This is a genomic window from Nostoc sp. UIC 10890 (genome assembly GCF_054786515.1).
Genome location: NZ_JBSGKF010000001.1, coordinates 1,668,605 through 1,693,673, shown reverse-complemented (window position 1 = coordinate 1,693,673; position 25,069 = coordinate 1,668,605). Strand labels below are relative to the sequence as shown.

16 protein-coding genes are annotated in these 25,069 nt (G+C 42.5%); 7 read left to right on the top strand and 9 right to left on the bottom strand.

The window, feature by feature from the left end; genetic code table 11:
* Positions 1–880: 880 nt before the first annotated feature.
* Positions 881–3,427, top strand: a complete 2,547-nt coding sequence (gene hetF / locus ACWATR_RS06690) for a cell division protein HetF (protein WP_460330690.1) — start codon at positions 881–883, stop codon at positions 3,425–3,427.
* A gap of 169 nt (positions 3,428–3,596) precedes the next feature.
* Here hetF and ACWATR_RS06685 read toward each other — a convergent pair whose 3' ends face one another.
* The 8 genes from ACWATR_RS06685 to ACWATR_RS06650 all read right to left on the bottom strand — a co-directional run bounded on the left by ACWATR_RS06685 (position 3,597) and on the right by ACWATR_RS06650 (position 13,199).
* Complete coding sequence (locus tag ACWATR_RS06685) at positions 3,597–6,485, bottom strand: COR domain-containing protein (protein ID WP_460330688.1); 2,889 nt, start codon at positions 6,483–6,485, stop codon at positions 3,597–3,599.
* A 796-nt stretch (positions 6,486–7,281) separates the two neighbouring features.
* Positions 7,282–7,905, bottom strand: coding sequence for a Uma2 family endonuclease (locus ACWATR_RS06680; RefSeq protein ID WP_460330686.1), 624 nt, complete (start codon positions 7,903–7,905; stop codon positions 7,282–7,284).
* A gap of 346 nt (positions 7,906–8,251) precedes the next feature.
* Positions 8,252–8,656 (bottom strand): VOC family protein, encoded by a 405-nt coding sequence (locus ACWATR_RS06675; protein WP_460330683.1) that lies wholly within the window; start codon positions 8,654–8,656, stop codon positions 8,252–8,254.
* 18 nt (positions 8,657–8,674) lie between these two features.
* Complete coding sequence (locus tag ACWATR_RS06670; protein WP_069069846.1) at positions 8,675–9,271, bottom strand: MiaE family protein; 597 nt, start codon at positions 9,269–9,271, stop codon at positions 8,675–8,677.
* A gap of 733 nt (positions 9,272–10,004) precedes the next feature.
* A complete protein-coding gene (locus ACWATR_RS06665) occupies positions 10,005–12,065 on the bottom strand; it encodes a ribonuclease catalytic domain-containing protein (protein ID WP_460330681.1) in 2,061 nt (686 codons plus the stop codon).
* 120 nt (positions 12,066–12,185) lie between these two features.
* Positions 12,186–12,401 (bottom strand): 30S ribosomal protein S18, encoded by a 216-nt coding sequence (rpsR, locus tag ACWATR_RS06660; RefSeq protein WP_012411240.1) that lies wholly within the window; start codon positions 12,399–12,401, stop codon positions 12,186–12,188.
* A gap of 2 nt (positions 12,402–12,403) precedes the next feature.
* Complete coding sequence (gene rpmG / locus ACWATR_RS06655) at positions 12,404–12,598, bottom strand: 50S ribosomal protein L33 (RefSeq protein ID WP_094333178.1); 195 nt, start codon at positions 12,596–12,598, stop codon at positions 12,404–12,406.
* A gap of 43 nt (positions 12,599–12,641) precedes the next feature.
* Positions 12,642–13,199 (bottom strand): RDD family protein, encoded by a 558-nt coding sequence (locus ACWATR_RS06650; protein ID WP_460330676.1) that lies wholly within the window; start codon positions 13,197–13,199, stop codon positions 12,642–12,644.
* 205 nt (positions 13,200–13,404) lie between these two features.
* On the opposite strand from ACWATR_RS06650, the gene ACWATR_RS06645 reads away from it, so the two are divergent.
* Positions 13,405–14,037, top strand: a complete 633-nt coding sequence (locus tag ACWATR_RS06645; RefSeq protein WP_460330673.1) for a PEP-CTERM sorting domain-containing protein — start codon at positions 13,405–13,407, stop codon at positions 14,035–14,037.
* A gap of 77 nt (positions 14,038–14,114) precedes the next feature.
* Positions 14,115–15,398 (top strand): molybdopterin molybdotransferase MoeA, encoded by a 1,284-nt coding sequence (locus tag ACWATR_RS06640; RefSeq protein ID WP_460340245.1) that lies wholly within the window; start codon positions 14,115–14,117, stop codon positions 15,396–15,398.
* Here the strand turns inward: ACWATR_RS06640 and ACWATR_RS06635 are convergent.
* Positions 15,395–16,627 (bottom strand): cysteine desulfurase-like protein, encoded by a 1,233-nt coding sequence (locus ACWATR_RS06635; protein ID WP_460330671.1) that lies wholly within the window; start codon positions 16,625–16,627, stop codon positions 15,395–15,397. The two genes, ACWATR_RS06640 and ACWATR_RS06635, sit on opposite strands and share 4 nt — an antisense overlap.
* Before the next feature lie 274 nt (positions 16,628–16,901).
* Between ACWATR_RS06635 and ACWATR_RS06630 the strand changes: the two genes are divergently transcribed.
* The 4 genes from ACWATR_RS06630 (at position 16,902) to ACWATR_RS06615 (ending at position 24,854) form a co-directional block, all read left to right on the top strand.
* Positions 16,902–17,135 carry a DUF4327 family protein gene (locus ACWATR_RS06630; RefSeq protein ID WP_181930704.1) on the top strand — a complete coding sequence of 78 codons (234 nt, stop codon included), beginning with the start codon at positions 16,902–16,904 and terminating at the stop codon, positions 17,133–17,135.
* A 1,003-nt stretch (positions 17,136–18,138) separates the two neighbouring features.
* Entirely contained in the window at positions 18,139–19,470 is a 1,332-nt protein-coding gene (locus ACWATR_RS06625; protein WP_460330668.1) for a P-loop NTPase fold protein, read from the top strand.
* On the top strand, positions 19,446–24,650 hold the full coding sequence (locus ACWATR_RS06620; RefSeq protein WP_460330665.1) for a WD40 domain-containing protein: 5,205 nt from the start codon (positions 19,446–19,448) through the stop codon (positions 24,648–24,650). The genes ACWATR_RS06625 and ACWATR_RS06620 overlap by 25 nt, the downstream gene beginning before the upstream one ends.
* Before the next feature lie 39 nt (positions 24,651–24,689).
* Entirely contained in the window at positions 24,690–24,854 is a 165-nt protein-coding gene (locus ACWATR_RS06615) for a hypothetical protein (protein WP_460330662.1), read from the top strand.
* Positions 24,855–25,069 lie beyond the last annotated feature (215 nt).

The window sequence follows — 25,069 nt, the reverse complement described above, 5'->3', positions numbered from 1 at the left end:
CTAACGTAAATGGGTCGCTACCGGATAAATTAGCAAAGGTTGAAGTGATTACTGTTTGTTTATCAGAGAAAAACCTCAGAGGGGTTAGTTATCAGGACAGACCCAATACGGTTCGGTTAAAGGGGAAAGGGAAAGGGGAAAGGTTTTAAATACATCCTTTACCCCTTACCCTTTAACCTTTTCCCAGACCACAAGGAAAGTTCATTGTGCTTATCCGAACCGTATTGAGGACAGACCTACCAAGTTAAAGGTGGATTAGCTTACTTCCTTCATTAGGACTTACGCAAAACTACACGCGGTAGGGGCAATTCATGAATTGCCCCTAGGGTAAAATCAGGGTTTAGGCTATTGTTTGCGTAAGTCCTATTCATAAAAAAACCCCCAGTGGGCGTTAGCCGACCAGGGGAGCTAGTTATCAGGGTGCATCTACCAATTAAATGTTCTAGGTTTAACCACCATGCTCCGGATAAATTTTTGAGAAAATTGATTGTTGTTGTGTGTCAAAAAAAACAAGAGTGGATATTAACTGCATTAGGGGAGTTAAAGATCAAGGGACATCCATCTACTAATCAAGTATTCTAGGATTAAGCACTATTTTCTGGTAGAGAATATCTGCGTCAGAAGTTGCTGTTGTTTGCCAAAAAAACCCCCAGTGGGTGTTAGCCAACTAGGGGAGTTGAAGATCAAGGTGCATCTACCAATTAAGTGTTCTAGATCCAAGTAATCCGATCCGGATAAAGTTGTAAAGGCAGAAAAACCAAAACAGCACCGAATCAGAAACATTCAGGGGTGGGATGCATCTAAGTTATTAGAGGGAGCGGAAAATCGACTTGAAACTTTCGCGTTTCAAACCAGATTTAGGAGGCGGACAGGAGAAGTTGTGACCCAGGAATTCCATATTTCCGTAACCCCAGTAGGGCAAAATGACTACTTGGTGCGGACGGAACAAGTCGCGCCTGGGGTACCATTGGCAGAAGAATTGGTGACTTGGCCTATAGCTGATTGGTTGATGGCTGCTGGGCATTTGATGAATGACCCGTTGAAGTCGGTGTTGCAAGGAGATCCATTCGCTTCTGGTGGGCATGAAAGCGATATCGCCAGAAACTCTGTGAATTTGGTAGCGTTGGGTCAACAATTTTATAACGCCCTATTTCAAGGCACTCTCAGAGATAGTTGGATTACTGCCCAAGGTATTGCCCAAAACCATCAACAAGTACTACGCTTGCGCTTGGGGCTAAAAGACACTAGGTTAGCTCGTCTGCCTTGGGAAGTAATGCACGCAGGCGATCGCCCTCTGGCTACTGGGCCTTATGTAGCTTTTTCTCGCTTCCAAAGTGGAATTTTAGGGGCTTCTCCTTTGCGATCGCTGCGGGGGGCTACGCCTACGCGAAATATGCCCACACTGCGTGAACAAGGTAGTGTGAAAGTATTGATGGTAATTGCTTCCCCTTCAGATCAAGTCCGCCTTGATTTACAGAAACAGGAAGCTATCAAACTGCAAGCAGAACTTCACCGTCAAACATCACGACTGGCTGAAGGTAACAATCGGTTTCCAGAAATTGAACTGACTGTATTAGACCAACCAGGACGGGAAGAACTAACCCAAGCTCTAGAACAAGGCAGATACCACGTTCTCCACTACTCTGGTCATAGTAACTTAGGCGTCAATGGCGGAGAAATTTATCTTGCTAGCCGTAGAACTGGCTTAACAGAAATCTTAACTGGGGACGATCTGGCAGGTTTACTCGTCAACAATAATATCCAAATGGCAGTGTTTAACTCCTGCTTAGGCGCGTACACTGCTGCGTCTGATCCCTCTGGAGATACTGGCGAACGTAACCTGGCAGAAAGTCTAGTGAAGCGTGGAATTAGAAGCGTTTTGGCTATGTCAGAACGTATTCCTGATGAAGTAGCGTTGACTCTCACACAATTGTTTTACCGCAACTTGAGTCAGGGATATCCTGTCGATTTGTGCGTCAGTCGGATGCGCCAAGGCTTAATTTCTGCATATAGTTCTCACCAGATGTACTGGGCATTACCGATTTTGTATCTCCAGCCAGAATTTGACGGTTTTCTGAGTGAGGAAACTGAGGTATCCGAAAGTGCGGAGTCGCTGAATCAGTATGGTTCGCCTTTAGGTATAACTTCTACGATGTACTCTGCTCTGGCAGATGATGCCGAGATGCCTTTAGGAATGGAAGAAATGATTCCTGCTGGTTTGGCGCGTGACTCTTCTGGGTTAGACTGGCTAGGTGAAGATACTTGGGGCGATCTGGTTGATGAAATTGAGTATGATGACCCAAGCTATGAAGAAGATTCTGCGATAGTTTCGGATTTGTTTCGGCAGCTAGATAACCAAAAAGCTTCAACTGAACCGGATCAACAAATTCGTGAAGATAGTTTTCACCAAAGCCAGATTTCAGAGGAAATGACTTCCCCAGAAGAGGAAGCCGATTTGTGGGGAGAAGTTCCACCACCGCCACCTCAAGTTGTGGGGAACTTTGAAGGAAATCGAGAAAAATCTCAGTTTTCACGTAGGTATAGCCCACCGCAAGCATCGCAACCAGTCCCACTAGGATCTCGTACCCGTCGCCGCAAGCTGTGGCCGATTGTGGGTGTTGTCGGAATCAGTGCGTTAGCAGCTGCGATCGCTTTAAATTGGTGGTGGCAAAATCGGCCCCAAGCAAATTTGCGTAATATACCAGCAATTCCCACCCAGTCTTTACCTATTCAAAAGCAGCAAAATATCGATTTAGAAACAGCAACCACTGGAATTGTCACCGCCAGCGCTACGGAAAAAATGAGCCAGGGTGACTTGCAAGGTGGGTTATTGGCTGTAGAAGAACTACTCAATCGTGGCGCATTGGCTGCGGCTGAAACTGCCCTGAAACTAATTCCAAGTAAACAAGCTGACGATCCATCGGTGAACTTTTACAAGGGACGATTAGCGTGGCAGTCTATCCAAACTGGAGACAATAACTATAGCGTTGATGATGCCCGCCGTTACTGGGAAACTGCTGCAAAAGCTAAACCCGAATCGCTTTTGTATAATAACGCTTTGGGATTTGCTTACTACACAGAAGGTAATCTGAATCGAGCTAATGATTCTTGGTTCAAAGCTTTGAATTTAGCTCTCAAAGAGCAAAACTCAGACTCTAGCGCCGAAACATCTACAAATACAGCAGTCCCTCAAGATGCTTTAACTTCTTATGCTGGTTTAGCTCTTGGATTGTATAAATCTGCACTCAGTCAATCTAGTGGTAAGCAGACACAATATTTGAATGAAGCGATCAAGTTGCGGCAAATGGTTCTCAAGTCTGATCCAGTAAATTTCCAGGTAGATAAATTAGCTAAAAATTGGCTGTGGACGGAGAAGGCGATTGAGGATTGGCGATCGCTCCTTCAGGAAAAGAGCGAGGAACAGTAATCGTAATTTGTTGTAAGTGAAAAGGGCGGTTAGAAACCGCGTCTACACAGACAAAACCGACCTCCGTGGGTTTTAAACCATCAATTTTTCCTTAGTCCGCGCAGGCGGACTTCTCTGCGAGACGCTACGCGAACGTTTGTATAGCCGCGAATTCCATTCGCCGGGGCTTTTATTTATTACCTTGAAACTGCTTAATAATATTGCTAATTAAAGGCAACTGTTCCAGTACTATTTTTGTCAAATCTACAAAAGATTTCTCAGAAAGGCGGTCATCTTGACGAAGTTGCAGAACGCCGATTAAGACAATAAATATTGCTGTACCAATAATTGCTAAAGCTAGATAATGAAATGGTAGCGAACCACCAAAGAATGCAATTAAACAAAATACAACTACAAATACAAATAAATAGAACATTCCATTTCTAAACGCAAACGGAAGCGTAACCTGCACTTCTGGTTTAGAATTATCTTCCTGTTTAGATGGTTCTGTCATAAAATTATTCTCTTGCTTTGATGGCTGAATTACATTATTAATTGTTACAACGACATTTTCCCTTCTTGTCTCAGAGGAATTAGGCAGAAAATCGCCACCCATCTGCTGTTCTGCTTTCAGTAACTCCTTTCTGTCCATCACATCATCAATTAAGCCCAAGACATTAACCATTTGATAGCTTTTTTGACATTGAATGCGTTCTTGCCTATCGGCTACAAACTGTCGCAATATCTCAAAAGGGTAAAAGTGTGGCTCTTGGCTATCTTTGCAGGTGTCACAATTACAGGGGATTAACTTGTTATACTTTAACCGCTGATACGAGTCATGAATTTTATCGAGTTCATGTGTAACTATGGTCATCAAATCTCTTTTGTGACGACCTGAGACTCGAATCTTAATCTCCCGCTTACCGTAATATTCAATCACCTCTGCCTTTGTCTGGTCTTTGCTGAGAACAACGCCGCTTTTCCAGACACATTGTTGTTCATTCATTAACTCATGCATGGCAACGATGAACTGGGTGATGATGCCCTTGGGCATGAACTCGTAGGTGTAACGCAGAATCAGGTTGTTGGTTTCATCCCAGTTATATGAAGATTGATTAGCAGATAGCAGTTGTGGGGCAATATACTTTCCTTGGCTTCTAGGAATTTCGTAGCACAGCTTGAAGTTGATCATCAAGCGCAAGAGTTCATCATGCATCGTGGCGTATTCGTCTTCATACCAGATGTTTGCCAAGTCAGACCGTGTGAAACTGCCCAGGTTGCGAATCACCTTTTCATTATCCAGCACCTTGTAGACTGCATCAGTTCCCCACTTGGGTTTGAGGATAACGGTCTTGTTCAAAAGTGGGTCTTCCTGGAAGTGCAAGCATACTCCCAAATCGTGCAGATAGCTGCTCAACTGCAACTTGTCATTTCTTGTGGCGAACCCATTTTTTTGGCAGATGTTCAGGTATTCATCCAAGCTGATGTAATTGCGTGCATCACTCTCCAAAGCTTCTCGGACTCTAACCCAGGTTTTTGGGAGGGGACTGCCAATATGGGGCAGACTTTTAACGTAATGCTTGATTTGTTCTAAAACTTGTTCTAAACCCCTGTTGGTAGCAAGGTTTGTTGGTAAAGTCTCCTTCAAATTAGTAAACTGCCCCCGTAACTCACGTTCATTGATTTCTCGGTGGCGGTTTTGCTTTTCATTTTTGATGATTAGCAAGGGACTGTTATCGCTCAACAGTTCTACTACATTCAACCAGTAATAAAAATCCGTGTCCTCCTTGCGCGTATCTGCCACTAAAGCATAAAGTGAACGCTTGGTGAGGAAAAACTGGTGAGTCGCATGGTAAATTTCTTGTCCCCCAAAGTCCCAGATGTTGACTCGAAATTCTCGCCCATTTTCCATTAGGAAACCCCACTGGATGACCTCAATTCCCTTGGTTGTGTCTTCCTCTCGGAGTTGATAATTTTGATTTTCAATTTTCTTCGCCAGTGTTGTCTTTCCTGCTCCTCCTTCACCTACTATTAGTAACTTTGCCTCGTAAAGATAATCTGTACCTTCTGCTTTCAGTTGTCGGAAATAATCTTTAATCGCCTTAAAACCTTTTTTAACGACTTCTAGCGGTGGTTTTTCAATGGGATTACCGCTTAAATTCAGAGTGGTAAGTTGTTGCAGTTCAATAATCGCTTCTGGCAGTATAGTTATTTTGTTGTAGCTTAAATCCAGGGAAGTGAGTTGTTGGAGTTCGGCAATCGCTTTTGGCAGCGTCGTTAATTCGTTGCCCCTTAAATCTAGAGAAGTGAGTTGTCGCAGTTCGGCAATCGCCTCTGGCATCGTCGTTAATTCGTTGCCTCTTAAATACAGGGTGGTGAGTTGTTTAAGGTTGATAACGGCTTCTAGTACTGTCGTTAATTTGTTGACGCTTAAATTCAGGGTGGTAAGTTGTTGCAGTCCGGTGACGGCTTGTGGCAACATCCTTAATTTGTTGACGCTTAAGTTTAGGCTGCTTAGTTGTTCTAAGTTGGTTAAGGTTTTTGGTAGTGTCGTTAATTGGTTATCGCTTAAATTCAGGGTGGTAAGTTGTTGCAGTCCAGTGACGGCTTGTGGTAGCATCCTTAATTTGTTGCCGCTTAAATCCAGGGTAATGAGTTGTTGCAGGTGGACAATGGCTTTTGGTAGTGTCGTTAATTGGTTATTGCCTAAATTCAGAGTAGTAAGTTGTTGCAGTTCAGTAATCGCTTCTGGGAGGGTCGTTAATTCGTTGTCCTTTAAATCCAGGGTAATGAGTTGTTGCAGGTGGACAATGGCTTCTGGCAGTGTCGTTAATTTGTTGCCCCTTAAATCCAGGGAGGTGAGTTGTTGCAAGCGGGCAATCGCTTCTGGCAGCGTTGTTAATTTGTTAAAGCTTAAATTCAAAACCTCCAACCATTTCAGTTCAAACACCTCAGCAGGGATCTCTGTTAATTGTTCCTTGTTATCAGTACGCCAAACATTGCTTAAATCTAATTTTTTAAGCTGTTTTTCTTTCGCTTCTCGGATTTTTTTAAGATAACGTTGAGGCGTATTTGCCATACTGAGGTTCACCTGTTAATAAAAGTTATATGTAATGCCCCTGATTCGCTGGACAATTTCGCAACCACTAATATTTTGCACTAATCCCAACAACCGCCACAGGTTAGAAAGCTCTGGCTGATAGTGAAAGTCTTCTTAAGAGGTCTAAATTCTTTCCAGACTTGGGTTTTAGTCCACATTGAGTAGACTTTGGCTATGAGAAAGGAAATTCGAGTTCCAGGCAAAGGTGGGTGTTAATTAAGAATGCTGCAAGATATCCAAGCAATTTACTATTTTGTGTTTTACTACACGAGTGCTAATAATTTTTACTGAATCTAAAAAGAATTTATCATTACCAATGGTTCAGATTGGCTTGTCAACGAGTCTTTGATACTCATTAATGAGGTTCGGAACTCCGTTAATGAGTCTTTGATACTCGCGGACGAGTGTTTGATATTCGCGGACGAGTGTTTGATATTCGCGGACGAGTGTTTGATATTCGCGGACGAGTGTTTGATACTTGCGGATGAGTCTTTGATACTCGCGGATGAGTCTTTGACACTCGTGAACGAGTCTTTGACACTCGTGAACGAGTCTTTGACACTCGTGAACGAGTCTTTGATACTCGTGAACGAGTCTTTGATACTCGTGAACGAGTCTTTAATGGTTCTTTTACTTGTTTAGGGACTTCCAAATAAAAAAATATTCAATTATTGATTGTGGGGTGGGCATCTTGCCCGCCCAGTTTATATGGCGGGCAAGATGCCCACCCCACAAGATTGGATAATTTATTTCTTGGAGTTCCCTTAGCCGTTTTTTACGCGACTTTTCCAGCCTGAAAAATCTGTTCAGCAGTTAAATTCAACTCTGGGAACGCTAGCGACTGAATGCGATCGCTTCCCCTAAATTGCCTAATTTGATACTCACCTTCAATTAGTTGGTAAATCGAGATAGTTGGTTGTTTAGGATTGCCAATAAAGCGCCTACCACCTAAACCTAGATAGTCTACAATCCAGTATTCAGGTATTCCAACCTCTTCATATTTACCTGCTTTGGTAAAATAGTCGTCTCGCCAGTTGGTACTGACAACCTCAATTACTAAAGGAATTGATGCCGCTTGGCTTACAGTAGATTCTTTTTTCCACAGAGGTTCATTGACTAAATTAGAGTTATTCAACAACATTACATCTGGTGAGTAAGCTGCTTCGCTCTGATTTGGTTTAATGAATGCTGTTTTGGGGATGAAATAAGGTAGTTTTAAACGTTTGTATTCTGTAACTATTTCCCCAACTAAAAATCCAACAATCTGTTCATGTTCACCTGTGGGAGGAGCCATTTCTACAATTACTCCGTCATGCAGTTCATAGCGTCGTTGTGAGTTTTCTGGATACCAGGCGATAAATTCATCAAATGTTACTTTTTTGGTTAAGGCTTGAGTCATACTTTATCTCTTTGCTTGATGTCAAAGTTGACCCCTTTCCAAACTTCTCCCCAACACAGGAAGGGGTTTTTTCTCTCGTTCTCAAGTTCTACCAGGAAATGCAGTACTTTAAGGCTTCTGTATTTTGTTAATTTAGAATAAAGGGGAGAGTCTCCTGAATTGTGTTACCTGTCAAATCCAGGAAACTAAAAATTATATAATTTCCTGGGGGTAAAAATGGAAACAAAATATGTTGCAGTGGAGCGATCGCATTTTTGACGTTTCAAGCAAGGTAAAAGGGTGCAAAACTGCGGATCTTGTTTCTCACGAATGATTTGGGATTGCCATAGTTGTTAGTATCGAACTTTTAACTAACAATTCCTAGATTGTTGTATATTTCGATGAGATTGCCATCAGGATCGCGAAAATAAGCTGTGCGGATTCCCCAGTCTGGGCGATCTTGTGGTTCTGTTACAACGATCGCATTCTGAGTTTTTACCTGCTCATAAACCTCATCGACGTTATCGACTGCGAAAATTAACACAGTTTTATCTCGATTGACAATGTATGAAGGCTGTTCAATTCTTGGGACTACTTCAGCCATTAATTCTTTTTTGAACAAACCCAGCTTTAGATATCCGGTATTAAATTCAGCATATCCGCTATTTTCATCGCCCCAATCGACATCAAATTTCAGCAGATCCCGGTAAAACAGAAAAGAATCTTTATAGTTGGAGACAAGCAGTCTCAGGTGTGTTAACTGAAGCTTCATATCTGTTACCTTAGTCTACTAACTGTGAATTCTAGGTTCTGGATGCAAAGTCGCCAGCAACTCGCTTTCGACAATTGCTAATTCATCAAGCCGTTGCATGACAATTTCTCTGTCGAAATAAGTAGCAGCTAAAACCCAATATATACCGTAGTGTCGCGCTTCGGATGCCATTAGCCCACGATAAAATTTTGCTAACTCTGGCTCTGGACAGTGAGCAGCTAATAATCCCAGGCGTTCGTGAGAGCGAGCTTCTATTAAACCAGTTACTAGTAAGGAATCCAGGAATCGCTCAGGTTCTTTGGGGCGGACTTGGGCTTTTAAACCTGCGCCGTAGGGAGGCGGTGGTAAGGGAGCTAGGGGAATATTTCGGCGTTCTAACCATTGGTTAACTAGTTCAAAGTGTTCTAGTTCTTCGCGGGCGATCGCAGTTAGTTCCCGCACCATCTTAGTATTGGAAGGGTAACGAAACATCATGTTTAAGGCTACGCCTGCTGCTTTGCGTTCACAGTGGGAGTGGTCGAGTAAGATGATGTCTAAGTTAGCGATCGCTTGTTCAACCCAAGCAGAGCTTGTGGGCTGTTTTAGGGCGTTGATAGTCGATAACTGAGTAAGCACAAAGTCACAAAACTCCAGAATTTAATTTGGCTGAGTACCCTAACAAATTGATTTTAATCGTGGATGGGGCAATTTGTTGCTTTTAGACCTTTTGCCCTCTCTCTTAGTCAGCACGTCATTGATTACCAAAAGCTAATACCTCTAAATGGCTCTTGTTTGCTGTCTTGTCCACACACGAAATGCTTTCATTGTCGCATTTCTGCCATTGGTTTTACTCAGCATCGAATATTCGGGAATCACTTTGCAAAAAAGAGCTATTCCAATAATATTGGAGTAGCTCTTTTTTTGTTTTTGTTAACTCAATTTTCACATATTTGTTGAAGAAGAATTCAGAATTCAGAATTCAGGAGTCAGAATAAAGACGCTCTCTACGAGACGCTAAAAGCGTAGCTTGCTTCTCTGTAAGAGTACGCGGACTCGCTTGCCGCCGGCGCTATCCACCAGTCATACAGAATTCATTCTGTATTCTGAATCCTGACTCCTGACTCCTGAATTCTGTTCGATAAAATTGGATATTCCATATTCAGATAAGCAGTGCTTAAAAGTTTGCACTTCCTCTATGATTTCCTGAATATGTCTTTTGAGAGCTATTCTTGACGGAAAATAATTACAAAACTGGTCTGCAATACCTAGCAAAGTTACTGAAGTTTGATTTTCTATCCCTATTTCTCACTCCACGGAATGTGTTTCTTGAAAGAGGGCTATATGTTAACTGAAAGGAGTTGCAGCAAGGTTAATTTGCCGCTGTTTGGGCTTCTTGATAAATTATTTCTTGAAACTGGATCATATCTTTTTGTGGATCGGCGTGGCTAACTTTCACTACTATCTGTTCGCCTAAATTCACAGAACGTTTGAAAGTCATTGGTAACTGCAAGCCCAAATCTTCTAACAAAATTAGGGCTAAGTTGCTGTCTTCCCGCAACCACATCAACACTGTCACATCCCAGGTTTCCTCTGGATGACGGCGTAAATACTCTAGAGCATAATATCTATTAGTTTGCCGTTCCACCATCGTCAACTCTTGGGTGATGCTGGTTACATTCATCATCACTTCTTTAAGTTGTTCTGCGGAAAATGGTAAAACTTCACCCCGTAAGTGGGCTTTAAGTTGGAAGTGGGTAAGCAAGTCACTGTAGCGACGAATGGGAGAGGTTGCTTGGGTATAAGTATCCAAACCCAAACCAGCATGACGCAGAGGCGTAATGCTCATTTCACTCTTGGGCATACAACGACGCATGGCACAGGCGCGAACGAATCCAGCCGGAAGTAGGAGTAATTCTTCGTCTGGGGGTAATTCCGGTTGCGGCTGACCGCGAAATGGCAAAGGGATGTTGTGAGCTTTACCATAACGAGCCGCAACTTCACCGGCAACAATCATCATTTCTGCTACCAGTTGCCGCGACGGGGAATCGTCCAAAATGTCAATGTTGATCTCGTCACCTTTGACTTTGATCGTTGCTTCGGGCATGGTGATGCTAATTGCCCCTTGAGCATAACGCCAAGCTTTGCGCCGCTGGGCCCAAGTTGCGATCGCTGCAATTTCTGGTTCTGCTTGTACTCGTAATTGCAGCATTTCATCTACATCTTCGTAGGTGAGGCGATAAGTCGGCTTAATTAAACTGGTATGAATGCTGTAATCTTCTACTACCCCAGTTGTACCTAAAATAATCCCGAAACTGAGGGCGTAACAAACCTTTCCCTGTATCAGACTCATTGGCCCAGTTGCCAACACCTCTGGAAACATGGGAATCATTCCCGTAGGTAAATAGACTGTACTACCCCGCTTTCTGGCTTCCAAATCTAATTCATCTTCCGGCACTAACCATCTAGTAGGATCGGCAATATGCGCCCAAATCCGTTCCCGTCCATCGGGGAGTACTTCCCAACTTAGACCATCGTCGATCTCTGTGGTAGTTTCATCATCAATGGTGTAGACCTTCAGGTGAGTCAGATCCAGGCGGTTTGCATCTGAGTCAATCGGCGGGAAATCCAAACGCTGTTGCGCCACTTCTAATACCTTATTAGGAAACTGAATCGGAATTGAAGAACGACGCAGGAACAAGTTTTCATAAGGACTCCACCAACCCAAATCTACCAATAATTGAAAGGCTCCTTGGGGTGTTGTGGGTCGTCCCAGCATGGTCATAGTTTCTAATACCGGAGCGCTTGGCGGATAAGCGCGAGCCAAGGAGTCATAGTTTACTCCCGTCCGCACGGTGTCAGCAAGTAGCGCTGCGTATTTCTCTAGTCCTTCTAAGCGCTGGCGATCATGACGCTGCCATTCTACTGCTTCACCTTTAAGCGCCTGCTCTACACGAATTAAAAATTCCTGCTGTCCCTTAGCTTTTAGTGCCTCTACTTCCAGTTGGTGCTTGCGTTCTGCCACTTGAGAAGCAGTTCGGGCTTCATAAGCGTCTCCTTTTTGCTTGAAATAAAGTTTGTCGTCTGATAACAAGCAATAGGCGGCGTAACAATGAGGCGCGGCTGATTCCGAAAATAGCAGATTCGCCATCAGGTTTGGGGTGACTGTTTCCCCATCTTCAACCAGTAATTCCCAAGCTACCTCTAAGCTAGATGGGTCTACATAAGGCTTGACCTGTTCCAAAAAACTGGCAATGTCAGAGGGCTTGTAAGTCTGTCCGGTAACTGTATAAGTTATTTGTCTAGGCGCGAGGCTGTGGGATTGACCACGTTCGTCTACCACAAACCAGCGGGTTTTACCGTCTGGACGTTCTACGATGCCCAGACGGCGATCGCCTTGAACCCTAAATTCAACTAGCGTCCCCTTCTCCACAACTCTCGCACTTTAATTTGGTGAACAGTTTAATTAAATAGTTTTAAATTAGGAGTTAGGAGTTAGGAGTTTTGATTCTTAACTCCTGTACAGACGCGATTAATCGCGTCTCTCCTCTTTTTAGCCTTCGGCATTGATAAATGGCAACAAGGCCACAATCCGCGAACGCTTAATTGCTAATGTCAACTCTCGCTGTTGCTGAGAGGTAAGCCCAGTAATCCGACGTGGCAATATTTTACCCCGCTCGGTGACAAACTTACGCAATAAATCAACATCTTTATAATCGATTGGTTCTCCTGGCTTGATTGGAGAAAGGCGACGACGGAAATAACTCATCTCTACTTAATTTCCTTGTGAACAGTATGTTTGTTGCAGTGGGTGCAGAACTTTTTCAGTTCTAGCCGGTTAGTGGTGTTGCGGCGATTCTTGGTACTGGTATAACGTGAAACACCAGCAGAACGCTTATCTGAATTTGTCCGACACTCGGTACACTCTAGTGTCACAATAATGCGGGCACCTTTACTCTTAGCCATAATCTTACAAACAGTGAAGCCTGAAGAGAATTAACACAAATGACTATCTTCTCACATTCTGCCGCATATTTTCAACTAATCTTTTGATTTTTATATCGAGCGAGTAGCCACGACGCGACGAAACGATGAAAGTTCCACAATAGCGATCGTGTAAAGCCTGCCGCATCTGGGCATCAGATAAGGCAGTCCCACAATCAATTGCTAGGGGAAGTACTAGCAGTATAGCAGTGGGATTGGCTCTAATATTGCTCAGGGCAATTGATACTAAAAGCGCACTCAAGCCGATGATTGTCTCTCGCTTCATCAGCGAGAGTAAAGCTGGAATTCTGCCCATTATTTCCCCATCTTCGACTTCCAACACCTTTAAGTCGAACGCCCAACGCCCTAAGCTTTGCCCTTGATTGTTGTATACCACTAACACCCGTAAAAATAGCCAAAGTATGACAAAAACTAGGATTTGCACAAATTGAATACCGATATCACCGCCTCCCAGTAGGGAACTGACTAACCAGACACCAAGGAAATCAAGTCCCAATGCCATACCTCGCCGCCCAATTTCAGCCTTGGGATAGTGTTTTTGGGGAAGTCGTTCGATAGTCATACAAAATAGGTATTTTTAGTTAGGGGTTGGGAAATAATTGCTCCTGTTTTTAATATTAAGGTGATGATTTGGGTTTGGCGTTTAAACTGTTATACATAAAAGTTCCATAGTTAGAGCGGGCAAGAACCTACCCCACAAGAGTCTGTTTTTGGGAAATTTTGTATTGTTGTAGAAAATTAATTTTGATTAACTTGGGAGTTGTATCATGATACATCTGTTTGCTAAAACAGCTATTGGTATGGTGACGACTACTGCTTTAGCGTTAGCGATCGCCATACCTACTAACGACCTAGCTAATGCTGCTGAGTTTAACTTTAACTGGAAGGGAGAAACTGGTTATTCAGCTAAAGGTTCATTTAACTATGATGCAACAACTGCTCCCAACGTCATTTCTGAAGCAGGTTTGGGAGCTACGAAGAACTTGCAGTCTCTCTCAATTTCCTTCTTTGATCCCTTGAGTAATCTCATAAATAGTTTCACTCCAGTGCTTAGTGGTGTATCTAACTACGGCTTTTTGAGATTCAACTTTGATAACACTACTCAGCAAATCTTTGGCCCTTTTGATGTTGGCAAGGATGATGAGATACCTGGCGACACATGGCTTAATAATAATCTCGCACTCATAGATGAAGGTTTTAGTGATGAGGTTCTAGCTAAAGAATTTGGTTTTAACAATAGAGATGCAGCAGGGACAAAGCAAATACTAGATTTAAGTAACAATTCGGTTCAGGTATCCAGAGTCCCCGAAGGAAGCATAATTGTAGGTTTGCTAGCAGTGTGTAGTTTGGGATTTACTCTCAAGCAGAAAAAAGCTATTAGCGCTTTGCGGAATTCGTAATTACTGTATCTGCTCTGTTGATTGAGTCCTTAGTGTTAATTTACAGGGATAAAAGTAAAAAGTCGGAGGCGATCGCTATGTTATCAGTCAGCGATGCAGAAGCAATTATTTTAAATTTGGTGCAGCCGTTGGATCACCAGCGGGATACTGAAGTTGTAGATTTATTCGCAGCCGATAGTCGGATTTTGGCAACACCTGTCACCAGTCCGTTAGATTTTCCCCATTGGGATAATTCGGCAATGGATGGCTACGCAGTTCGCTACGAAGATGTACAGCACTCTAACGCTGAACAACCAGCCGTTTTAGAAATTGTTGAGGATATTCCGGCTGGGTATCAGCCCAAGTCTACGATTCAAACAGGGCAAGCCGCGCGAATTTTTACAGGTGCGGTGATCCCAGCAGGTGCAGATACTATAGTTATCCAAGAGAGGACACGTCGGGAGGCAAACCGCGTATTCATCCTGGATTCACCAAAACCGCAAGAATTTGTCAGACACAAAGCATCTTTTTACCAAGCTGGAACACAACTACTACCAGCAGGAATTAAGTTAAATGCCCCAGAAATTGCCGTATTGGCAGCAGCACAATGTCTGCAATTAAATGTTTACCGCCGTCCACGTGTCGCAATATTTTCCACTGGTGATGAGTTGGTGACAGTTGATCAACCGCTGCAATCAGGGCAAATTGTGGATTCTAATCAGTATGCACTGGCAGCTTTAGTGAGACAAAGTGGCGCAGAACCGTTGATTTTAGGCATTGTGAAAGATGATCCAGTTGCTCTGGAGAAAGTCATTACCCACACAGTTGCGATCGCTGATATAGTTCTTTCTTCTGGTGGCGTCTCAGTGGGAGATTATGACTATGTTGACAAAATTCTCGCATCGCTAGGAGCAAAAATTCACATTCGGGCTGTGGCAATGAGGCCAGGGAAACCCCTCACTGTCGCCACTTTCCCCAGTAGAAACGCGATTAATCCTACAGACGCGATGAATCGCGTCTCTACAAACTCCCCACTTTATTTTGGTTTACCAGGAAACCCTGCGGCTGTGTTAGTAACATTTTGGCGGTTTGTGCTGCCAGCAATCAAGAAACTTTCGGGAATTACGGAAAATTGGGAACCAGTGTTTTTGAAAGTGCGATCGCATGATGAATTGCGATCGGATGGTAAGCGTGAAACTTACCTTTGGGGTAAATTGCATTTAATTGATGGAATTTACGAATTTTATAAAGCTGGTGGTAGTCACAGTTCCGGTAATTTAATTAATTTAGCTCAAACCAATGCCTTAGCTGTTCTTCCGGTGGGTAAAACACTAATTTACCCACAAGAAGAGGTACAAGTTTTGCAGCTTAGTAATGGTTAAAATATCTGCTCAAAAGCCTCAATCAAGCTGTTAACTTCCTCCAGGGTGTTGTAATGCACCATACTCACCCGAACTATTCCACCTTGGGATGCTAACCCCAAGTATTCAATTAGGCGTTTAGCATAAAAGTCTCCATAGCGAATTCCAATAAAATGTTGGTCAATTTTTTCTGGAATGGTTGAACTATGTATTCCATCTACTATAAAAGATATAGTTGGCACACGAAATTCACGATCAGCCTTCGATTGACCAATCACTCGCACATTAGACTTGCTATTGAGGTAATTTAGGAGGCGATCGCTAATCTTTTCTTCATGTAGGCTAATTAAATCAAACGCCTGCACCATTTGATTTCTCAAATCAGGTGCAGTTTCATTTCCATAGTGTAGTTGTGCTAATTCACTCAAGTAATCACATAAACCTAACATTCCATAACTTAATTCAAAATTGACATTACCTAACTGAAATTTATAAGGTATATCTGTCTGTTCAATAAAATAATGGTTAAGACCAGGCAATCTTAACAAATGTTCTTCTTTGCCATAAAGTAAGGCATGATGTGGCCCATAGACTTTATAACAACTCAAAGCATAGAAATCGACATCCAAATCTTGAACATCAACTAATCTGTGGGGTGCATAAGCTACACCATCCACACAAATCATCGCGTTGCGATCGTGTACAAAGGCAGCAATTTCTTTAATTGGGTTGATAGTTCCCAGAACATTAGAAGCATGAGTCAAGGCTACTAGTTTGGTACGCTGACTCATCAATGGTTCTAAATCTGCTAAATGAAGTTCCAAGGTGTCTGGGCGAATTTGCCACACTTTCACCTTCATTCCTTGTTTTTCAAGAGCAACCCAAGCACCAATATTAGCCTCATGGTCACAATTAGTAACAATAATCTCATCGCCAGGTGTGAAGGTTTGACCCAAACAAATTGAGAGAACTCTCAACATCATGGTAGTAGATGGGCCCATGACCACTTCTTTAGAAGAATTGGCATTAATGAAACTAGCCATTCCGCTAGTTGCTAGGGCTAATCGTTCTCCTGCAAGTTGAGAAACCCCATACGAAGCTCCCAACTGGACATCAGAACTTAAGAGAAATTCACTAATTCTATCTACTACTTTTTTCAGAGTTTGTGACCCGCCAGCATTATCAAAAAAAGTCCATTCACCAGCTAGAGCAGGAAAATATTGGCGAACTTTATCAAGATTCAGGAGCATAGTATTATAAGTTCTCTAGAGAATGTTCTTTACCCTAGCCTAGCTTTTGGCAAGTCGCCTAGATGTGCCAGCCTTCTTGCTCTGTAACAATCTATCTAGAGGGGGTATACTCGGAACCCCAAAGAGTATATTACTGACATATCTAACTTCCAGCAAGGATTAATGTCTTGATTCTTCACAATTCTCGCCAATTTTATTTGATAAGTTTAAGGGAGAGTCAAAGCAGTTATTGTTTTGATTCTTAATTCCTTGATTGAAAACAAAGGAACGACCTATGAATACTACCGTTACATACGACATCGAGGTTATCAAGGAAGAAGCACTTCAACTTGTCAAAAAGGGACTTATTAACCGTCAGCAGCCAATTTATACCCTCTGTAAATATATTCCTCATCGTGACTGGGTTAATTTTGAACTTGAGTTAGAAAAAAACGAATTTCTACTCAGAGATAGAATTATCGACCTACTGAATCACGAATCGTGGGAAGACGATTATGGCTGCATTTAGAGGCTGAACCCCCATTAGCAGCATCCCAATAAAATCAAAATTACAAATCAATTTTTCAGCATTAACAACCCTCGCATTCAGTCGGGGGTTATAAATAAGAGATTATTAAAGTAAGCAATAAGCCTTGATGGATGGGTTAGGTGCTAGAGAAGAGAAGATAAACTATTGCTAGCGTAGCAATAATTGTCTATTAGAGATTACGGTGACACAAGTCTTTTAGAGTTTCCTCGCAGGCTTACCATTGTTATCCCGGTACTAGACTCTGCATATTGGTAACAACTTAAGAAAAAGGTATTGATTCTCAATAGGTATATTTATTGGGAAAAAATATCGATCCTGGAAACCTAGAAATCACTGAGACAATAAGGCATTGTGATACGCAAGCCGCTTTGCACCACAACAAGTCTTCTCGATTTAATCACCGATGATACTTGTCGCCACAGTAGTGTTGATACTGCTGCCACCATTAGAAGTAAACCCAGAATCCGGTCGCGTAGTTCTAACTGCTGGGAATACGACAGTTTATTTTATACTAATAGTGTTAATAGCTCCTTCATCCGCGCGGCGTTAGTATTGGTGTAGCCTCTCCTAGAGAAGTTTGCCACAGGCATCGCTTCGTTTTCTGGCGCTTGCATGTTTCTATTCCGCTTGTGGTCTATATTACATGCAATTGTGTACCGCTATATATTTAATAGCGCTACAAAATTGTACTTGACGTACCTTTTTTTGTGCTGGATATTTTTAATATTCATAAGAGTACCTTATTTAATATTAGGGATTTTTGCTATTTGTACTTATAGTAGTATTTCTGCTTACTTCAACTAAAATATCAGGATTATTATGTGTCATATCAAACTTCAGATATGAACAATTATCCGGAATGCTGCTAGTTTAGTTAGTAGTTTGATTGAAATGTACTTAAATTAAGAGATAAATTCCCTAAAATCAATATATTTATTCAGCAGATTTTGTTATCCCTATTCCTGAGTGAACTAGATTAGTTATGCTCCTAGATTTAGAAAGATTTTATCAGGCTTGCAATCCGAGCAGACCTCTAATCATAGGAAACCCCAGCGATCGCAGATACTATATCGATTTTGCTGCGGTGCGGGGTGGTAAAATTATCGAAGCTTTGCAGCGGACGATCGCTAGAATTTCGCCGGATATACCAACTTGTCAGCTATTTACCGGACATCTCGGCTGTGGTAAATCAACGGAGTTGTTGCGCCTCAAAGCTGAATTAGAAGTGCAGCAATTTCATGTAGTTTACTTTGAGTCTACCCATGTCTTAGAAATGGCCGATGTGGATGTGACTGATATTTTATTGGCGATCGCAGGACAGGTGAGTGAAAGCCTAGAAGCCATGAGAATCAGTCTCAAGCCTACCTACTTTACCAAGTTATTTGGTGAACTTGTGGATTTTCTGCAAACACCAATTGACTTTGGGGTAGAAGCAGAGTTGTCTGTAGGGATTGCCAAAATCACCGCTAAAACGAAAGAAAGTCCCCAATTACGGCGACGGTTAAGAGATTATCTAGAACCGCGAACAGCAAATATTTTACAGGCAATTAATCAAGAATTGCTAGAACGTGCCACCAAGGAACTGAAAACCAGGGGAAAAAAAGGATTGGTGGTAATTGTTGATAACTTGGATAGAGTTGCAATACGACCTTTACCATCGGGGCGATCGCTACCAGAATACCTATTTATTCAGCGCGGTGAACAGTTACGCAAATTAAATTGTCATGTAGTCTACACTATTCCCCTAGCCCTAACTTTCTCCAACGATAGCGCCGAACTTCAGCATCGTTTAGGGGGAGGAGTTGCACCAAAAGTATTACCGATGATACCCGTGCGTCTACGCTCTGGCGAGATTTTTCCGCAAGGGCTAGCAATGTTGCGGCAAATGGTTCTAGCTAGAGCTTTTCCAGACATTTTGCCTAGCGATCGGTTAGGCTTAATTACAGAAGTGTTTGATAGTCTAGAAACCCTAGATCGATTGTGCCTAATTAGTGGTGGTCATGTCCGCGACTTACTGGGGTTACTGTTTGACTGTCTGCGAGAACAAGATCCACCATTTGAACGGGAATGTGTCGATTTGGTGATTCAAAGACAGCGAGATTACCGAGCCAACGCCATCGACCCCCATGAGTGGGAATTAATCTTTCAGGTAGTACAACAGCAGAGGGTTAGAGGTGATATAGAATACCACACTCTATTGCGAAGTTTATTTGTATTTGAATACCGTGATCATCAGGGAGCTTGGTTTGCCGTCAACCCAGTTTTAGCAGAGACGGAAAAATTTAAATCATGGTTGAACGACACCCACAAGTAGATGTAAGAGTAGCTAACGAGCGTGCTTTGCGAAGTTTGGGGAGAGCAATTGCCCTTTCTAGCGGTCAATTCTCCTTGGTTTTGGTGTGCTGCAATTATCGAGTTTTGCAAGAACTTATGCTGCAACGACTCGAAGAACTTTCTTCAGGAGTACACCAAATTCAAAAGGTAGTTCTGCCGCATAATGCTAGAAGCCTTTACACAAGTATTCATTTACAACTGGTAACTGAAACTAATCCGCCATCGGCGTTGATGATTTTGGGTTTAGAGTCAGTAGATGGAATCGATGATTTACTAAGGTCTATCAATCATATTCGAGATGAATTTCGCAAACGCCACCCATTTCCGATGATTTTGTGGGTGAATGAAGAAGTGTTGCAAAAGGTAGTCCGTTTAGCACCAGATTTTGCTAGTTGGGCAGCTACACCGATTCGATTTGAGATGACAACTCAATCATTGCGGCAATTTCTGCAACAGGAAACTGACTCTTTGTTTGCTACGGTGTTACCAACCGATGCTGCACAACACCAACCTCCTCAAGTTGCAAAGCATTATTCCACCGTGGAGCAAGTCTGGAAACATAGTTATGAACTGCACTTTGCCATTAAAGAGTTGCACAATCGTGGTATTACCTTAGAGCCAGAATTATACGCTAGTTTAGAATTTGTTTTTGGTCTAGATAACTATATTAGCGATCGCATTAATACAGCTTTAAGCCATTTTCAGCAAAGCTTGCAAGTTTGGCAAAAGTTAGTCGAGATAGGGAAAGCAGGGGAGCAGAGGGGCAGAGGGGCAGAGGAGCAGGGGAGCAGGGGAGCAGGGGAAGCAGAGGGACATCAGGGGGATAAAGAAGTATTTTCTTCCTCATCTCCTCCATCTCCCCCATCTCCTCTACTGCTGCGACAGGGAATTTTGCTGTTTTATATTGGGTTGTGTTATTGCCGTTTTGCAGAGCAAAATCAAACAGAAAATCGCCGCCATTGGTACACAGCAAAATCTTATTTTCAGCAATGCTTGAATATCTTGCAGATGGCTGGGCGTTTAGATATAGTTGCTGGATTTATTAATCAACTTGCAGAGGTTTTGCAATATCTGCAAGAGTGGGAGGAGTTGCAGACGGTTGCTCAAAAGTCTTTGGAGTTACATCAAACTTATGGTAGTCAAATCCAATTAGCTTGTGACTACGGTTTTCTGGCGCAAGTGGCTGTCCAGCAGTCGCGGTGGGTACAGGCGAGTATATTAGCACACGTATCATTGCTGAAATTAGGTGAGGCGCAAAAGCACAATGACCCTTATAACTGCTTATTTCCATTACTACTGGGGCAAATTTCTTATTTAGTATTGGCGAAAGCACAGCGAAATTTAGGTGAGCTAGAAGTCGCTCGTGAATACTTAGACAAGGCAACAAAAGAACTGTCATCAGCTTTAGAAAACAGTGCCCATCAATACGATGCCCATCGTTATATCCGCTTATTGCGGACACTGCGATCGCTATACTTTGAAGAAGGGCGATATCTGGAAGCCTATTACATTCGACAGAAACGGCGTTCTGTTGAGCAGCAGTATGGTTTTCGGGCTTTTATTGGTGCAGGCCGCTTGCAACCCCAAAGACAGGCGACAAACCCAGCATTGATGTCACATTCTGGTAGCAGCAGCGTCGCTTTAGAAATTGCGGCTTCTGGTCGAGAGCGTGATATTAATAACTTAATTGGCAGAATTAGCCGCGCCGATCAAAAGCTGACGGTGATTCATGGTCAATCAGGGGTGGGTAAGAGTTCTACCGTCACTGCGGGTTTAGTTCCAGCACTGCAAAACCGAGCCATTGGCGATCAAATAGCTGTGCCTGTGGTACTACAAGTTTATACCGATTGGGCACGGGAATTAGGCAAATCTTTAAGTGAGGCGATGTCTAGTGACGCATCCCTTGCCGTTTACGCTGATATCAAGCCAGAAGCAGCCATTGAAGCGGAGGCTTTGCCCTACTTTGAAACACCTATTGCCATTATCAGAATTTTACAGCAACTCAAAGAAAATGCTGACAATCATCTGATCACAGTTTTAATTTTTGACCAGTTTGAAGAATTTTTCTTTGGTTATAGCGATCGCAATCAGAAACAGGAGTTTGATAAATTTATTAGCGATTGCCTGAAAATACCATTTGTCAAAGTCATCCTTTCCTTGCGAGAAGATTATTTACATCGGTTATTAGACTTTAAACATCTTTCAGCACTAGAAGCGATTAATAACAATATTCTCGACAAGCATATCCGCTATCAGTTAAATAACTTTTCGCCAGAATACGCCAAAGCAATTATCCGAAAATTGACCGAGCGATCGCAGTTTAATTTAGAACCTGCTTTAATTGATGCCTTAATCGAAGATTTATCTACAGAATTTGGTGAAGTTCGCCCTATTGAGTTGCAAGTTGTCGGAGCGCAAATTCAAGATGAGCGCATTACTACACTAGAAGAATATCAGCCATATAGACCCAACAAACTTATTGAGCGATATCTTAAGGAACTGATTAAAGACTGTGGCCCAGAAAATGAACGAGCCGCGTTACTCGTCTTATACTTATTAACAGATGAAAGTAACAATCGACCTTTTAAAACTCATGCTGAATTAGCGGCACAGCTAGCAGAGCTAGAAGATGCTGGCAAATTAGAGTTAGTATTAGACATTTTAGTGCGCTCAGGTTTAGTAGTTCTATTTCCCGATGTACCAGAACGCTATCAATTGATTCATGATTATTTAGTAGACTTGATTCGTTACCTACAACAACAAGAATCTAGTTTACAGGTACAACTAAATCAGTTGCGCTACAAAGTAGAACAAAGTAAAGCTGAGATTGAGCGACTTAAGAGCGAACTTAGCCAAAATAAGCAGCGATCCAAATTGGTAGATTCTCATCCCCAACAGGGATTAGATTTATTAACAGAATTGCGGGAATTACACAAGCGAGAAGAATTGAGTCAGTTAGAAATTGAGCAATTACGAGCTGAACTGAAAGAAAAAGAATTAACAGCAAAACTAGCAGAAAGTCAAAAGAAACAAAGACTCAGTGAAGCTCAATTAAATCGTTCACTAAAAATCGCTCTAACTGCTTCCGTTCTTGCCATATTAGGATTGAGTGTTTCCATAGTGACAGCAGTAGATAGCGAAATTAAAACCCTCAGTGCATCCAGTGAAGCCCTCTTTGCATCGCAAAAAGGTATTGATGCTTTAAAGGAAGGTTTAAAAGCGGGGAGAAAATTACAACAAACAGTCTGGGTAGATTCCTATACAAGAGAGCAAGTACATACGGCGCTTTATCAGGCAGTTTCCGGGTTGAGAGAATATAATCGTTTCGACGGGCATATATCTGGGGTAAATAGTGCTGGATTTAGCAGCGTTCCCCCTTGGGGTTGGCAAAGCCATCGCTCTTTAATTGCTTCGGCTAGTGCAGACACTACAATCAATCTCTGGCGTCCCGATGGCAGCTTGGTCAAAACCTTGTCGGGGCATCAAGATGTAGTTAATAGCGTCAGCTTCAGTCCTGATAGTCAAATCATTGCTTCCGCTAGCCAAGATAAGACAGTAAAACTTTGGAGTCGAGAGGGTCAACTGCTTGCTACTCTTTTAGGGCATCAGGGCGTAGTGAATAGTGTTAGTTTCAGTAAAGATGGTCAACTCATTGCTTCAGCAAGTACAGATAAGACAGTAAAAATTTGGAGTCAGGACGGTAAATTACTCAAAACGTTGCAGGGACATGATGGTGCAGTTTTGAGCGTTGCTTGGTCAACTGATGGTCAAACTATTGCTTCTGGGAGTGCTGACAACACCATCAAGCTTTGGAGTCGGAATGGTGAGTTGCTCAAAACCTTCTCAGGGCATAATGATGCAGTCTTGAGTTTAGCTTGGTCGCCCGATGGTCAAACGATTGCTTCTGCTAGTTTAGACCAAACAATTAAATTATGGAATCTAGAGGGTAAGCTACTGCGAACCTTGTCGGGGCATAGTGCTGGAGTTACCAGCGTCAGTTTTAGCCGTGATGGTAACACGATCGCATCCGCAAGTACCGATGAGACAATCAGACTTTGGAGTTCTCAAGGTGTCCTGCTGGGAACCTTGAAGGGACATAATAATTGGGTTAACAGTGTCAGTTTCAGCCCAGATGGACGAACCTTGGCTTCTGCCAGTCGGGATAAAACAGTAAAACTCTGGCGTTGGGACGATGTGTTACTGCGAAAGCCCAAAGCTAATGATGATTGGGTGACTAGCATCAGTTTTAGCCCTGGAGGTCGCACTTTAGCCGCAGCCAGTCGAGACAAAACTGTAAAACTTTTCAATCGAGAGGGTAAGCTTATCCGTAGTTTTATGGGGCATCAGGGTCAAGTTTGGGGAGTTAGTTTTAGTCCTGATGGTAAAGCGATCGCTTCGGCTAGTAAAGATAAAACAGTAAAACTTTGGAGCCGCAACGGTAAACTGCTCAACACCTTACAGGGTCATAATGATACCGTCTTGGGTGTAGCTTGGTCGCCGAATGGTCAAATAATTGCCTCGGCTAGTAAAGATAAAACGGTAAAACTTTGGAATCGAGACGGTATACTACTCAACACTTTGCAAGGACATCAAGATGCAGTGAATTGGGTAAGTTTTAGCCCCGATGGTAAATTGTTAGCCTCAGCCAGTGATGATAAAAATGTGAAAATCTGGAGTGTAGAGGGTAAATTACTATACACATTAGCTGGTCATAGCCGCCGAGTAAATGGGGTTGCTTGGTCGCCTGATAGTCAAAGCATTGCCTCAGTTAGCATTGATAGCACGGTGAAGATTTGGAATCGAGACGGTAATTTGCTAAGTAACCTTACAGGCGATGGTGATAGTTTCATCAGTGTCAGTTTTAGCCCCGATGGCAAGACTCTAGCAGCTAGCAGTGATGACAAAGTGAGGATTTGGAACCGAGAAGGGACATTACTGATTGCTTTGAAAGGTGATAAGCAAGAGTTAACCAGCGTTAGTTTCAGTCCTGACGGAAAGACTCTGGCTGCGGGTAGTGGTAATGGTACAGTGATTTTCCAGAATTTAGCAGATATCCAACTGGAAAAACTACTGGCACGGGGTTGTGATTTGCTCCATGATTATTTGCAGACTAATCAGAAGGTGACAAAGAGCGATCAGGCCTTATGTTTTGGTAGGTGATCAACCAGACTTGAAGTGATGATTTTATGAACTCAAGCTATGGGAGGAGTTTTTGCCGCCATTGGTACTCCAGCTGTTCCACCCAAACCTCGCGGAAAGTCCCCAGGCTGGACACCGGGAAAACCTCGTCTACGTAAAAACCGTTTCCCAACAGTTAAAAAGACAGCAATTCCACCCCTAAAAGAAGCATCTGTAACCGTTTAATATTAACGATTGTTCCTACTTTCAGCCAGTCTCTTATTAACTCAGCAGTGCTAAGTTGTTTTGTATTGCTTAGTCTAAAGTCCAGAAGATAGATAAGGTTCAATCTATTTTTCTAATAGAGTATAATATGCTTTTTTTGTTGTTATGAACTTGATAGATTTGAAGTGAAAGTGCTTGAGTAAATAGTTAATTTATCTATTTACAAAACTTCATGA